The following is a 13,014-nucleotide window of genomic DNA, read 5'->3' as shown; positions in this document are numbered from 1 at the left end:
GAGCGACCACGGACAACCCGCACCCGCGAACACCACAACAGCCCACGGCGAGAAGGCCGAACGGGAGGCCCCCACATGCCCATCACCGAGAACGTCATCATCACCTGCGCCCTGACCGGCGCGGGCGACACCGTCCGCAAGAGCCCCCACGTCCCCGTCACCCCGGAACAGATAGCCCAGAACGCGGTGCGGGCCGCGGAGGCCGGTGCCGCCGTCGTCCACATCCACGTACGCGATCCGGAGACCGGCGCCCCGTCCCGCGACCCGAAGCTGTACCGCGAGGTCGTCGAACGCGTCAGGGAAACCGGCACCGACGTCGTCATCAACCTCACCGCGGGCATGGGCGGCGACCTGGTCATCGACCCCGACGACCCGCTGACCCACCTCCCCGGCACCGACCTGGTCGGTGGCCTCGAACGCCTCCCGCACGTCGAGGACCTGCTCCCCGACATCTGCACGCTCGACTGCGGCTCCCTCAACTTCGGCGACGGCTCGAACCTCTACGTCTCCACGCCCGACATGCTCCGTACGGGCGCCCGCCGCATCCAGGAACTGGGCGTACGGCCCGAGCTGGAGATCTTCGACACGGGCCAGCTGTGGTTCGCCAAGCAGCTGCTCGCCGAAGGGCTGCTCGACGATCCGACCGTCTTCCAGCTGTGCATGGGCGTCCCGTGGGGCGCCCCGGCCGACCCCGGCGTTCTTCAGTCGATGGTCAACATGCTGCCGGACGGCGCCCGTTGGGCGAGCTTCGCGCTCGGGCGGATGCAGATGCCGTGGGTGGCGCAGTCGATCCTGCTCGGCGGCCACGTCCGGGTGGGCCTGGAGGACAACCTCTACCTCGGCAAGGGCAACAAGGCGACCAACGCGCAGCTCGTGGAGCGGGCCGTCACGATCACCGAGTCGCTCGGCACGCGCGTCGCGACCCCGGACGAGGCCCGCGAGATGCTCGGCCTGCGCCCCCGGAAGGAGAACCGCTGATGAGCCCGACGCCCCCTGAAGAGGTGCGCCGCGTCGCCTGCGTCGGCGCGGGTGTGATCGGCGGCGGCTGGGTCGCGCACTTCCTGGCCCGCGGCTACGACGTCACGGCGTGGGACCCGGCGCCCGACGCGGAGCCGAAGCTGCGGCGGCTGGTGGACGCGGCCTGGCCCGCGCTCACCCGGCTCGGCCTCGCGCAGGGCGCGTCCCGCGACCGCCTCACGGTGACGCCGGCCCTCGAACCGGCGGTGGCGGAAGCCCAGTTCGTGCAGGAGAGCGCGCCCGAGGAACTCGGCCTCAAGCGCGACCTCCTCGCCCGCCTGGACGCGGCGGCCCCGCCCGGCGTCGTCATCGCCTCCTCCACGTCCGGCTACCCGATGACGGACATGCAGACGACGGCGGCGGACCCGTCCCGCCTGGTCGTCGGGCACCCGTTCAACCCGCCGTACCTGATCCCGCTCGTCGAGGTCGTCGGCGGTGAGAAGACGGACGCCGCCGCCGTCGCGTGGGCGTCCCGGTTCTACGAGGTGGCGGGCAAGTCGGTCATCACCATGGACCGCGAGGTGCCCGGCTTCATCGCGAACCGGCTCCAGGAGGCGCTGTGGCGCGAGGCGTTGCACATGGTCGCCAACGGCGAGGCGACGGTACGGGACATCGACGCGTCGATCACCGAGGGCCCCGGCCTGCGCTGGGCGGTCATGGGCCCGATGCTGACGTTCGCCCTCGCGGGCGGCGAGGGCGGCATGGCGCACATGCTGGACCACTTCGGCCCGTCCCTGAAGGCCCCGTGGACGCGGCTCGACGCGCCCGAGCTCGACCGGGCGCTGTACGACGCGGTGGTCGCCGGGTGCGACGACGCGGCGGACGGCCGCACCATCGCCGACCTCGCGGCCGAACGCGACCGGGGCGTCATCGACGTCCTGCGCGCGACGGGCCGCCTGGACGGCGGGAAGGGGGAGCCCCGGTGATCCCGCTTCTGCACCGTACGGTCCGCCCCGAGTGGATCGACTACAACGGCCACATGAGCGAGGCGTTCTACGTCCTCGCCTTCGGCCACGCCACGGACGCCCTGATGATCCAGGCGGGCCTGCACTCCGCCTACCGCGAGTCGACCGGCTGCTCCCTGTACACGGTCGAGTCCCACATCCGCTTCCTGCGCGACGTGCCCGCGGGCGCCCATCTCGCCATCCGCAGCCGGGTATTGGGCGCCGCCGCGAAGAAGGCGCGCTTCACGCACGAGATGTACGTGGTCGAGGACGCGTCCACCGCCCCGGCCCCGGACGCGGCGCCGGTGGCGACGACGGAACTGCTCGCGGTCCACGTCGACCGACAGGCGGGCCGGGCGACCGCGTTCCCCGACCCGATCCGCGACCGCTTCAGCGAACTGACGGAACCGGCACCGGAGTGGGCGGGACGGTCGATCGCGGCGGTGGGCTGAAGACGGCCGGGGGCCGGGCGCTGTGCGGTGATCCGGGAGCGGTGCGTGCGGGGACCCCATGGAGTCTCCGCGCGCGCCGCCCTCAGGCCCCGCACAGCGCCCGCCGCCATCGACGCCGGTACGAGCGGAAGCATGGCGAGGCCGAACGCGATCGCGATGATCAGCGGGGGCGCGGCCGGACTCAGCGCGCCGAGCCGTCTCAGAAGGGCCGGTCCCCCGCGATGGCCACACGCTCCGCGACCCGGCGCGCGTCGCCGTAGTCCGCGACCGCGTAGTGCTGCGTGGCCCGGTTGTCCCAGAACGCGATGTCGCCCGCCCGCCACGTGAAACGGACCTGGAACTCCGGGACGTGCGCCTGCTGGAAGAGGAGCCGCAGCAGCCGGTCGCTCTCGGCGCGTTCGAGGCCGACGACGCGGGTGGTGAAGGAGGTGTTGACGAAGAGCATGCGCCGTCCGGTCTCGGGGTGGCGTCGTACGACCGGGTGGAGCACGGGCGGGAACGCGTCCTGCCAGCGGGCGAGGCGCTCGGGCCCGTAGAAGCGGCGGAAGCCGGGCAGGAAGTCGTGCTCGGCGACGGCTCCGTCGATGCGGGTCTTCACGTCGTCGGGGAGGTTGTCGTACGCGGCGGCCATGTCGGCCCACATGGTGTCGCCGCCGAACGGCGGGACCTCGCGCAGCTGCAGCACGGCGCCCAGGGCGGGCCGTTCGCGGAAGGTGACGTCGGTGTGCCAGACGTTCTCGAACGACGGGGTTCCCGCGGCGCCCTTGTCGAACCGTACGACGTCGTCGCTGTCACCGCGTTCGAGGAGCGGATTGGTCTCCAACTCACCCCAGTTGAGCGCGAATCGACGCTGGCTGTCGCTGCTGAGGTGCTGGCCGCGGAAGAACAGCACCTTCCATTCGAGCAGGGCCCGGTCGAGCTCCTCGCGCAGGGCGTCGGTGAGCGGGCGGGAGAGGTCGAGGCCGCGGATCTCGGCGCCGATGGTGGCCGCCTGCGGGACGATCTCGAACAGCTCGTACGGGCGCTCGCGCCAGCCGTCGGGGGTGCGGCGCAGCAGGCGCCGGCCTTCGTAGAGACCGTCGGCGGGGACGAGGGCGGGGCGCAGCTCGGCGGCTGCGGGGGTTTCTGGCGAAAGTTCCGTCACGGACATGGGCACTCTCCGATGGGCGCGCGGTGAACGCGTTCCCGCGCCGGGGGCGGGGAACGCGAGGGTGAGCCGTACACGAGCGGCCCGCTACAGGGAGCCAGAGGGGGCCCGCGGAACGTACGGGAAGAAGCGACGAGGGACCGGTGGTCCGCTACAAGCCGCTGCGCGCGCAACCACATCGGTCGGGCGCGGTGGCCGTTCCGAAAGCGTGGGCGCGATAGGTGAACATGCCCTCATCCTGCGCCGTGGATGATCTTCGCGTCAATAGCGCGCCGCCCCCGCGTTCGGCGGGGGCGGCGTTGACCGTGCTGTTCAGGCCACCGGCACGGGGGCCGGGAAGGTGGGGTACTCCACGCCGGAGACGTGCTGGACGACGCGGATCACCTGGCACGAGTAGCCGAACTCGTTGTCGTACCAGAGGTAGAGGATCGCGTTGTCGCCGTCGACCTTGGTCGCGCCCGCGTCGACGATCGAGGCGTGGCGCGAGCCGATGAAGTCGCTGGAGACGGCGTCGGGCGCGCTGATGAAGTCGATCTGCCGCTTGAGCGGCGAGGTCAGCGATACCTGGCGGAGGTGGTCGAGGACCTCCTCGCGGGTGGTCTCGCGGCCCAGGCGCAGGCTGAGGATGGCGATCGAGACGTCGGGGACGGGCACGCGGATCGAGCTGCCGGTGATCGGCGCCTTGAGGTCGGGCAGCGCCTTGGCGACGGCGGAGGCGGCGCCCGTCTCGGTGATGACCATGTTGAGCGGTGCGGAGCGGCCGCGCCGGTCGGCCTTGTGGTAGTTGTCGAGCAGGTTCTGGTCGTTGGTGAACGAGTGGACCGTCTCGACGTGGCCGCGCAGGACCCCGTACTCGTCGGCCATCGCCTTCAGCGGCGGCACGATGGCGTTGGTGGTGCAGGAGGCGCAGGACAGGATCTGCTCGTCCGGTTTGATCGTGTCGTGGTTGACGCCGTGCACGATGTTGGGCACGTCGCCCTTGCCGGGGGCGGTCAGGACGACCTTGTCGATACCGGGGCGCAGGTGCTGCGAGAGGCCCTCGCGGTCGCGCCACTTGCCGGTGTTGTCGATGAGGATCGCGTCGCGGATGCCGTACGCGGTGTAGTCGATCTCCGACGGGTCGTTGGCATGGATCACCTTGATGGCATTGCCGTTGGCGTTGATCGTGCTGTTCGCCTCGTCAACGGTGATCGTGCCCTGGAACTGGCCGTGGATGGAGTCGCGCCGCAGCAGCGAGGCGCGCTTCACGATGTCCTCGGCGGCCTGGTCGCCGCTGCCGCGCACGACGATGGCGCGCAGCCGCAGGCCGTTGCCCGAGCCCGCCTTCTCGATGAGGAGGCGGGCCACGAGGCGGCCGATGCGGCCGAAGCCGTAGAGGACGACGTCGCGTCCGGCGCCGCGCTCGATCTTGGCGGCGCCCACGGCTCCCGCGACGGCCTCGGCGGTGAACTCCTCGACGGACAGCCCGCGTTCGTCGCTGCGGTACGTCGTCGCGAGCATGCCGATGTCGATCTGCGAGGGGCCCAGGTCGAGGTCGGCCAGGGCGCGCAGGAACGGCATCGTGTCGGTGACCGAGAGCTCGGCGCCGGCTATCTGCCGGGCGAATCGGTGGGTCTTGAGAATGCTCACCACCGACTTGTTCACCAGGGAGCGGCTGTGCAGCAGGACGTTCACGTCCCGCTCCCTGTGCAGCTTCCCGATGACCGGGATCATCGACTCCGCGGTCTCCTCGCGGTGCTTCCAATTGGTGAACGAGTCGTCATTGACAGTCACGTGCGTCTCTTTCGAGCTAGGCGGCGCTCATATGCTAACCCGCCCGCTCAGCAGCCTTCCCGAAGGGTCCGCCCGCTCCGAACGCCAGCTCCGCGAACCGCTCCCCCATGCGGCGGTGGGCGGCGGCGCCGGGGTGGATGCCGTCGGGCAGCGGCAGCTCGGCGAAGTCGCTCTCGCCGTACAGTGCGCGGCCGTCGAGGTAGTGCAGGTGCGGGTCGTCGGCGGCGCGCTGCTCGACGATGCGGGCCAGCTCCGCGCGGATGACGTTCAGGGTGAGCTTGCCCTGGGCGCGTTCGGCGGGGTCGCCCATGGCCGTGAACGTGAACCGCCCCTCGGCCATCGCGCTCAGGTCGGGCGCGCCGGGGCCCGGGGTGTCCTCATGGATCGGGCAGAGGACCGGCGAGACGACGAGCAGCGGGGCCGTCGGGTGCCCCTCCCTGATGGTGTCGAGGAAGCCGTGCACCGCCGGGCCGAAGGCGCGCAGCCGCATCGCGTCGTAGTTGACGATGTTGATCCCCGTCTTGACGCTGATCAGGTCGGCCGGGGTGTCCCGCATCGTCCGCGCGGTGAACGGGTCGAGCAGGGCGCCGCCGCCGAACCCGAGGTTGACCAGGTGGGCGTCGGCGCGCGCCGCGGCGAGCGCGGGCCAGATCGTCGTGGGGCTCGCGGCGTTGGAGCCGTGGCTGATGGAGCTGCCGTGGTGCAGCCACACCGGGCGGCCACGGTCGGCGGCGGGCTCGACGGGGGCGTCGGTGCGCAGGGCGAGGAGTTCGGTGGTCTCGTCGTGCGGGAGCCAGATCTCGACGTCCTTCATGGCGCCGGGGAGGTCGTCGAAGCGCAGGGTGCCGGGGACGCCCGGGGTGCGCTCGAAGGTGCCGGAGGCCATGTCGATGGTGAGGGTGTCGCCGCCGGAGACGCTGCCCTGCCGCGCGAGCCGCCCGTCGACCAGGAGGTCGTAGATGCCGTCGGACCGGCCCGGCACACCCGTGTAGGTGCGCTTGGTCGGCAGGGTGTCCAGCTCGATGACGGTCGCGCGGGTACGGAGAGCGAGCCGGACGCCGGAGGGCTGGGCCTCGACCATGGCGAGCTGGCCGTCGGCGTTCTGGGCGCGGGCCCAGGCGGGCAGCCGGTGCGGCAGGAGACCGCGTTCGGTGCGCTCGATGTCGAGGGCGCCGTGCAGCAGTCCGGCGGTGAGCGGGGTGGTGACCCAGGGGGTTCCGGTACTCAAGATGTCGATGCCTTCTCTCCGTGCTCTACGTGCTCCGGGCCCTGCTCAGGACTTCTGCGCCGGCCAGTTCCGCAACAGCGCGTCGAGCGCGTCCAGCGCCCGCGACCACGTCACGTCCGGGTCCGGTGCGCTGTGGCTGAAGCTGCCGGCCAGCTCCAGGCTCACGTAGCCGTGGAAGACGCTGCCGATCAGGCGGACGGCGTGGGTCTGGTCGGGCTCGGTCAGGTCGTAGCCGCGCAGCAGCGCGCGGGTCATCTGGGAGTGCCGGGGACCGGCGCTCGCGACGGCCGACTCGGGGTCGAGGCGGAACTGGGAGGCGGCGTAGCGGCCGGGGTGTTCGCGGGCGTAGTCCCGGTAGACGTTGCCGAGGGCGCTGAGCGCGTCCTTGCCCGCCCGTCCCGCGAGCGCGTCGGCGGCGCGGTCGGCCATCTCCGCGAGGGCGATCATCGCGATCCGGGTCTTGAGGTCGTGTGAATTCTTCACATGCGAGTACAGGCTCGCGACCTTGACGTCGAACCGGCGGGCCAGCGCCGAGACGGTGACGTGCTCGAACCCCACCTCGTCGGCCAGTTCGGCACCGGCCCGCGCCAGCCGCTCCGAGTTCAGTCCTGCTCGCACCATGCCCGTATGTCCTCTCCGACGGCCCCCTACGCATTATGCGTTTGCCTAAAACCTTTAGGCAAATTAGCCTCGCTGTTATGAAGCCGCTGACCGAACGGGAGATCCGTTCCGCATTCGTGAACTGCACCAAGGGCGAGGCGACGCGGATGAGGATCCCGCACGATCTGGCCGACCGCCCCTGGGACGACCTGGACTACTTCGGCTGGCGGGACCCGCAGGCCCCCGACCGCGCCTACCTGGTCGCCGAGCTCGACGGCCGCCTGCGAGGGGTCGCGCTGCGCGCCTCGCACACCGGGGCGTCGCTGACGCGGCGCAGCATGTGCTCGGTGTGCGTGACCACGCACACCGGGGGCGTCTCGCTGATGGTCGCGCCCAAGGCGGGCAAGGCCGGGAAGCAGGGCAACTCGGTGGGCGCGTACATCTGCAGCGATCTCGCCTGTTCGCTGTACGTGCGCGGCAAGAAGGACGCGGGGATGGGCTCGCGGCTGCACGAGACGCTGACGCTGGAGGAGAAGGTCGAGCGGGCGATGGCCAACCTGGCGACGTTCGTCGCGAAGGTCATCGCCTGACCGTCCGCCCGGTCGAACCGTCCACCGCCGCCTCGGCAACCCACCGCCCGGTCGCGACCGATAGGGGCCGGGCCGCACCCGCCGGGGCGGGACGACAACGCGGCTCGCCCGATCCGCCCGGAACCGCGCACCGATCACGGACGCGCCACGCACAGCTCGGCCCCGCCCGCCCGGACCCCCTCCGCGGCGGCCTCGGTCAGCGAGGCGTCCGTGATCACCGTGTCGAACGCCGACAGCGGCGCGACCCGGTACTTGCCGAACGTACCGAACTTCGCCGATCCCGCGACGAGGACCGACGAGGCCGCCGCCTCCATGGCCGCCTGCTTGACCTCGACCTTGGGCTCCGAGGGCGTGGTGACCCCGCGCAGCAGGTCCCAGGAGCTGGTGCTGATGAAGGCGATGTCCAGGGCGAGCTGACGCAGCGTCGCGGCGGCGAGCCGGCCCACGCTGGAGCGGTTGTCGACGTCGACCTGGCCGCCGATGTGCACGAGCTCCAGGTGCGGGGCGGCCATCAGCCGGTCGACGGTGGTGAAGTCGTTGGTCACCACCGTGAGGGAGTTCAGGCGGGCGAGCGCCGGGACCATGGCGAGCAGGGTCGTGCCCGCGTCGAGGTAGACGGTCATGCCCTCCTGGACGCGTTCGGCGGCCCGCGCCGCCATGGCCTCCTTCTCGGCCTTGCCGACCAGGGACTTGTCCTGGAAGCTCGGCTCGCTGCTGACATGGCTGGCGATCCGGACACCGCCGGGGACGGAGAAGACGAGCCCCTGCCGCTCCAGTTCGGCGATGTCGCGGCGGACCGTCATGTGGGAGACGCCGAAGAGCTGGGTGATCTGCTGGACGCTCAGCACCCCTTCCCTGCGCAGGTGCCGCAGGAGTTGCTCGCGCCGCTGGTCGGGGATGAGCGGCAGGGGCTCCTGAGCGGTCATCGCCGCTCTCCTCTCTTTCGTGACGCTGTCGTCTCCGTCGCGTCACCGTCGACGTCTCTTTCGTACCGTCTCTTTCGTACTTTCGTACGCGACGGTAGCCGATGATCTTCTTTCCGGGCCCGGTACCTCAGCCGCCCACGAACGTGCTGAGCAGCAGGACTCCGCCGAGGCTGAGCAGCGACTGGAGGGACAGCATCAGCGTCCAGGTGCGGAACGTCTGGGAGACGGACAGCTGGAAGTACTCCTTGAACAGCCAGAACCCGGAGTCGTTCACATGCGAGAGCATCACGGCGCCGGACGCGGTGGCGAGCACCATCAGCTCCGGGGAGACACCGGGGTATGCGGTGAGCAGCGGGGCGACGATGCCGGTGGCCGCGGCGGTGGCGACGGTGGCGGAGCCGAGGCAGATGCGCAGGAGCGCGGCGACGACCCAGGCCAGGAGCAGCGGCGGGACCGACCAGTCCACCGCGTAATCCGAGATGATCTTGTCTATGCCGGTCGCGGTCAGCATGGCCTTGAGGCCGCCGCCCGCGCCGAGGATCAGCACGATCGCGCCGACGGGGCCGAGCCCCTTGCCCGCCATCTTCTGCAGCTGCCCGAGGCCGAACCCGGAGCGGACGCCGAGGGCGAAGAAGGCGAACACGACGGCCGCGAGCAGGGAGAGGACCGAGGAGTCGCAGGCCTCGAAGAAGTAGTAGGGCAGCGTGCCCTTCGCGGTGTTCGAGGTGCCGAGCGTGCCGATGAGCATGAGGACGGGCGGCAGCAGCACGGTGATGAGCGCGAGCGCGAAGGAGACCGGGCGGCGCTGGTTGTCGGGCGCCGGGTCGGCCTGCGGCACGGGACCGCGGTCCAGGTCGGGCGCGGGGCCGAACCACCGCGAGGCCACCTTGGTGAGCAGCGGCCCCGTGACGATCGCGAGCGGGATGCCGATGAGGAGCCCGTACAGGATCGTCAGGCCGGTGTTGGCGTCGTACGCGGAGACGGCGAGCGTCGGCGAGGGGTGCGGGGGCAGCAGGCCGTGCGAGACGTACAGGCCCGCGGCCATCGGGAGGCCGACGTAGAGCAGGTGCGAGCCGGTGCGCTTGGCGACGGCGTACACCAGCGGTACGAGCATGACGAAGCTGACGTCGAACAGGTGCGGCATGCCGATGAGGAGCGCCGCCGCGGTGATCGCGGTCGGGATCCAGACGACGGGCCGGGAGCCGATGAACACGGTCGCGATGCGGTCCGCGCCGCCGGAGCCGAGCAGGATGCCGCCGAGGAGCGTGCCGAGGCCGATGGTCGGGCCGCTGCTGGAGAGGGCGTCCCCGAAGCCGTCCTGGAAGTGCTCGACGGTGGCGCCCGGCGCGATCCCGGCGGCGAGGCCGAGGCCGAGCGCGGAGAGCGTCAGGGCGAGGAACGGGTGCAGCTTGAACTTGGTGATCAGCACGACGAGGACGACGACGGCCGCCGCGCCGAGGAGCAGGTGCTGGACGTCGGTGCTCATGCGGTCACCACCGGACGGGCCGCGCGGCCGGCCGCCCACGCCTGGGCGAGATCGGCGTCGGCGTCGGCGAGGTCGTCGAGCCGGACGAGTTCACCGGCCGCCACCGGGCGGGCCAGCGTCGTGTGCGCGGCGAGGTAGAGCGGGGCGACGTCGTCGGGCGCGTCCTCGTCGCGGAGCAGGACGGCCTGGACGCCGGTGACGTCGTGGTGGTGGCCGCCCATGTCGAGGACGGTCCCGGCGGGCAGGTCGTGGCGGGCCCGCCCGGCGAGGATCGCGTGGCCGCGCGGGTCGGTGCCGCCGGAGGGGCGGTGCTGACGTACGGCGGAGAGCAGCGAGACCGGCGTCTCGACGCCCATCAGGTGGTACGGGAGGTAGACGGCCGCGTACTTGCCGTCGCGGCTGACGACGTGGCCCTTGCCGCGCAGGGTCTCCCAGGTCTCCGGGTCACCGGTGCGGACGACGACGAAGACGCCGCCGGCGAACGACGCCTCGCCGGGCAGGCGCAGCGCGCTGAACACGTCGACGGCGCCGGTCCTGTGCAGGACACCGCCGTCCTCGCGCGGCCGGTAGATGTCGGCCAGCTCGGCGATGCGGGCCACCGGGTAGTGCAGCAGCTCGGTGTCGGGCTTAAAGCCGGTGTTGGTGGCGACGACGGCCATCTCGCAGTAGTCGGCGGTCGCGCCGACGGGCAGCGCGGAGACGGTACGCGCGCGTGCCGCGAGGGTTTCGGCCACGTCGTCCCCGAGGTCGAGCAGCTCGCCGAGGCCCGGCGCCTCGACGGTGGTGTCGAGCTGGGTGACGGTCCCGGTCTCCGGGTCGAGCACAAGGTCGTACTCGCTGGACTTGCCGATCGCGACGATGTCGAGGCCGAGCAGCTCCGCCCAGGTCACCAGGGAGATGAGGTTGGCGGGCTGATCACCGTCGGCGGTCGTGTAGACGAGCCCGGACCGCTCCGCGAGCTCGGCGAGGTGCAGTCCGGCGACGGAGTCGACCTCCTTGCTGACCATGGCCACGTGGCGCCCGGCGAGGAGCGCCTCCCTCGCCATGGCGTAACCGTGCACGGGGCTGCCGGTCGCCTCGACGAGGATGTCCCAGTCCGCGGCGGTGAGCAGCGCGCCGTCGGCCACGAGCGCGAGGTGTCCGTCGCGTGCGGCGCGCTCGACCTCGGCGGCGTCCGCGCACTCGGTCACCTGGGCGTCCTCGTAACCGAGCTCGCCGAGCATCGCGCGCAGCCTCGGCAGATCCCGGTCGCACAGCACGGCCGGGCGGAGCGCCGGGATGCGGAGCGTCTGGGCGAGAAGAGTCCGGGCGAAGCCGCCACCGGCGCCGGACAGTGCGTAGCGCACCGGCCCGGCGTCGGCGCTGGCGAACAGATGGTGCAGGTTCATGGGCTCTCCTCGTTGAGCGCGAAGGCTGGAGTGCGGTGATGGAAGCGTGTGGCTGGCTGGAAACACTCCGCCGATTAACAACATGTACCAGGCGTTCTCATCTGAGTAAAGCTTGTTAACATAACTTCACATGCCGTCGCGGGTGACGGAACAGGAATCGACTCAAGGGAGGTCCGATGCCGCTGCTCGGAGCCATCGCCGACGACTTCACCGGTGCCACCGACCTCGCCACGGCGCTCGTCGCGCGCGGCTTCCGGACGGTGGTGGCCGTCGGCGCGGAGGGCCTGACGGCCGACGGGCCAGCCGCGCGGGAGGCGCGCGAGGCCGACGCCGTGGTCGTCGCGCTGAAATCCCGCACCGCGCCGGTCGAGGAGGCCGTCGAGGCGTCCCTGGCCGCGCTGAGCGCCCTGACCGGCCTCGGCTGCGAGAGCTTCTACTTCAAGTACTGCTCGACCTTCGACTCGACGCCGCGGGGGAACATCGGCCCGGTCACGGACGCCCTCCTGGACGCACTCGGCGAGAACGCGACCGTCGTCGTCCCCTCGTTCCCGGCCACCGGCCGCACGGTCTACAAGGCGCGCCTCTTCGTCCACGACGAGCTGCTGGCCGAGTCCCCGATGCGGGACCACCCCCTGACCCCGATGCGCGACTCGCACCTCGTACGCCTCCTGGAGCCGCAGACCCGGCGGCCGGTACGGGTGATCGGCCTGGACACGGTGCGGGCGGGGGTGCAGGCGTTGAGCGAGGCCCTGGCGGCGCCGGAGCACGCCGACGCCCTGACCGTCGTCGACGCCACCGAGGACCAGGACCTGCGCACGATCTCCACCGCGACCTCGTCGATGCGCCTGGTCACCGGCGCGGCCGGGCTCGCCATCGGCCTGACCGGGCCGCACGAGGGCACCGCGCGGGCCGCGGCGGCCTCCCGCCCCGGTGACTTCGGCGCGGTCCTCGCGGGGAGCGCGTCGGCGGCGACCCGCGCCCAGGTCGCCCACGGCCGCGAACACCTGCCGCACCGCAAGCTGGACCTGGCGGCACTCCGGTCGGACCCGACGGCGGCCGTCGCCGCCTTGGTGGACTTCGCCCGCTCCTGCTGGCGCGAGGACCCCGGCCGCCCGCCCCTCCTCTACGCGGTCGGCTCCCTGGACGACCTGGAGCACGACACGCCGGAGGGTTCGGTGCCCGCGGCCGAGCTGATCGAGCGGGCGCTCGCCGCGTGCGCCGTGGAGTTGGTACGAGCGGGAGCGCGCCGCCTGCTGATCGCGGGCGGGGAGACCTCCGGCGCCGTGACCACCGCCCTCGGCGCCCGCACGCTGGGCATCGGCGCGCAGATCGCCCCCGGCGTCGCCTGGGCCCGCGCGCACCTCACCGTGGACGGCGCCACCGAGGCCGTCGACCTGGCCCTCAAGTCCGGCAACTTCGGCGACACGACCATCTTCACCACGGCCTGGGACGCACTCGCATGA

At 71.9% G+C, this 13,014-nt stretch carries 12 protein-coding genes; 5 read left to right on the top strand and 7 right to left on the bottom strand.

What is annotated here, in order from left to right; genetic code table 11:
• The first annotated feature begins 75 nt into the window (after positions 1–75).
• From ACH4RC_RS04455 to ACH4RC_RS04445, 3 genes are read left to right on the top strand one after another with little or no spacing between them, the layout of a single operon-like run.
• Complete coding sequence (locus ACH4RC_RS04455) at positions 76–978, top strand: 3-keto-5-aminohexanoate cleavage protein (protein ID WP_398194951.1); 903 nt, start codon at positions 76–78, stop codon at positions 976–978.
• Positions 978–1,943 (top strand): 3-hydroxyacyl-CoA dehydrogenase NAD-binding domain-containing protein, encoded by a 966-nt coding sequence (locus ACH4RC_RS04450; protein ID WP_398194948.1) that lies wholly within the window; start codon positions 978–980, stop codon positions 1,941–1,943. Before ACH4RC_RS04455 ends, ACH4RC_RS04450 begins: the two co-directional genes overlap by 1 nt.
• Entirely contained in the window at positions 1,940–2,413 is a 474-nt protein-coding gene (locus ACH4RC_RS04445; RefSeq protein ID WP_398194945.1) for a thioesterase family protein, read from the top strand. Before ACH4RC_RS04450 ends, ACH4RC_RS04445 begins: the two co-directional genes overlap by 4 nt.
• A 199-nt stretch (positions 2,414–2,612) precedes the next feature.
• On the opposite strand, the gene ACH4RC_RS04440 is transcribed toward ACH4RC_RS04445, so the two are convergent.
• The 4 genes from ACH4RC_RS04440 to ACH4RC_RS04425 all read right to left on the bottom strand — a co-directional run bounded on the left by ACH4RC_RS04440 (position 2,613) and on the right by ACH4RC_RS04425 (position 7,182).
• A complete protein-coding gene (locus tag ACH4RC_RS04440; protein ID WP_398194943.1) occupies positions 2,613–3,563 on the bottom strand; it encodes a TauD/TfdA dioxygenase family protein in 951 nt (316 codons plus the stop codon).
• A gap of 309 nt (positions 3,564–3,872) precedes the next feature.
• Positions 3,873–5,333 (bottom strand): glyceraldehyde-3-phosphate dehydrogenase, encoded by a 1,461-nt coding sequence (locus ACH4RC_RS04435; protein WP_398194940.1) that lies wholly within the window; start codon positions 5,331–5,333, stop codon positions 3,873–3,875.
• A gap of 34 nt (positions 5,334–5,367) precedes the next feature.
• Positions 5,368–6,561 (bottom strand): GDSL-type esterase/lipase family protein, encoded by a 1,194-nt coding sequence (locus ACH4RC_RS04430; RefSeq protein ID WP_398194938.1) that lies wholly within the window; start codon positions 6,559–6,561, stop codon positions 5,368–5,370.
• Between the two features lie 45 nt (positions 6,562–6,606).
• Positions 6,607–7,182, bottom strand: coding sequence for a TetR/AcrR family transcriptional regulator (locus tag ACH4RC_RS04425; protein ID WP_398194935.1), 576 nt, complete (start codon positions 7,180–7,182; stop codon positions 6,607–6,609).
• 77 nt (positions 7,183–7,259) lie between these two features.
• Here ACH4RC_RS04425 and ACH4RC_RS04420 point away from each other — a divergent pair, with 77 nt between their 5' ends.
• A complete protein-coding gene (locus ACH4RC_RS04420) occupies positions 7,260–7,751 on the top strand; it encodes an FBP domain-containing protein (RefSeq protein ID WP_398194933.1) in 492 nt (163 codons plus the stop codon).
• A gap of 134 nt (positions 7,752–7,885) precedes the next feature.
• Here ACH4RC_RS04420 and ACH4RC_RS04415 read toward each other — a convergent pair whose 3' ends face one another.
• The 3 genes from ACH4RC_RS04415 to ACH4RC_RS04405 all read right to left on the bottom strand — a co-directional run bounded on the left by ACH4RC_RS04415 (position 7,886) and on the right by ACH4RC_RS04405 (position 11,551).
• Positions 7,886–8,677, bottom strand: a complete 792-nt coding sequence (locus ACH4RC_RS04415; RefSeq protein WP_398194931.1) for a DeoR/GlpR family DNA-binding transcription regulator — start codon at positions 8,675–8,677, stop codon at positions 7,886–7,888.
• Positions 8,678–8,804: 127 nt separating this feature from the next.
• Positions 8,805–10,163, bottom strand: a complete 1,359-nt coding sequence (locus ACH4RC_RS04410) for a gluconate:H+ symporter (RefSeq protein WP_398194928.1) — start codon at positions 10,161–10,163, stop codon at positions 8,805–8,807.
• Entirely contained in the window at positions 10,160–11,551 is a 1,392-nt protein-coding gene (locus ACH4RC_RS04405; RefSeq protein WP_398194925.1) for a homoserine dehydrogenase, read from the bottom strand. The genes ACH4RC_RS04410 and ACH4RC_RS04405 overlap by 4 nt, the downstream gene beginning before the upstream one ends.
• A gap of 176 nt (positions 11,552–11,727) precedes the next feature.
• On the opposite strand from ACH4RC_RS04405, the gene otnK reads away from it, so the two are divergent.
• Positions 11,728–13,014, top strand: a complete 1,287-nt coding sequence (gene otnK / locus ACH4RC_RS04400) for a 3-oxo-tetronate kinase (protein WP_398194922.1) — start codon at positions 11,728–11,730, stop codon at positions 13,012–13,014.

The organism is Streptomyces sp. NPDC016845 (assembly GCF_044332585.1).
Taxonomy (GTDB): domain Bacteria; phylum Actinomycetota; class Actinomycetes; order Streptomycetales; family Streptomycetaceae; genus Streptomyces.
Note: the sequence above shows the minus strand (reverse complement) of the source record. Positions and strands in the feature narration are given on the sequence as shown.

What these genes read in the sequence shown, in the direction of transcription:
- ACH4RC_RS04420 (WP_398194933.1), top strand. Translation starts at nt 7,260, where the DNA reads ATGAAGCCGCTGACCGAACGGGAGATCCGTTCCGCATTCGTGAACTGC.
- ACH4RC_RS04415 (WP_398194931.1), bottom strand. Translation starts at nt 8,677, where the DNA reads ATGACCGCTCAGGAGCCCCTGCCGCTCATCCCCGACCAGCGGCGCGAG.
- ACH4RC_RS04425 (WP_398194935.1), bottom strand. Translation starts at nt 7,182, where the DNA reads ATGGTGCGAGCAGGACTGAACTCGGAGCGGCTGGCGCGGGCCGGTGCC.
- ACH4RC_RS04405 (WP_398194925.1), bottom strand. Translation starts at nt 11,551, where the DNA reads ATGAACCTGCACCATCTGTTCGCCAGCGCCGACGCCGGGCCGGTGCGC.
- ACH4RC_RS04440 (WP_398194943.1), bottom strand. Translation starts at nt 3,563, where the DNA reads ATGTCCGTGACGGAACTTTCGCCAGAAACCCCCGCAGCCGCCGAGCTG.
- otnK (WP_398194922.1), top strand. Translation starts at nt 11,728, where the DNA reads ATGCCGCTGCTCGGAGCCATCGCCGACGACTTCACCGGTGCCACCGAC.
- ACH4RC_RS04450 (WP_398194948.1), top strand. Translation starts at nt 978, where the DNA reads ATGAGCCCGACGCCCCCTGAAGAGGTGCGCCGCGTCGCCTGCGTCGGC.
- ACH4RC_RS04455 (WP_398194951.1), top strand. Translation starts at nt 76, where the DNA reads ATGCCCATCACCGAGAACGTCATCATCACCTGCGCCCTGACCGGCGCG.
- ACH4RC_RS04410 (WP_398194928.1), bottom strand. Translation starts at nt 10,163, where the DNA reads ATGAGCACCGACGTCCAGCACCTGCTCCTCGGCGCGGCGGCCGTCGTC.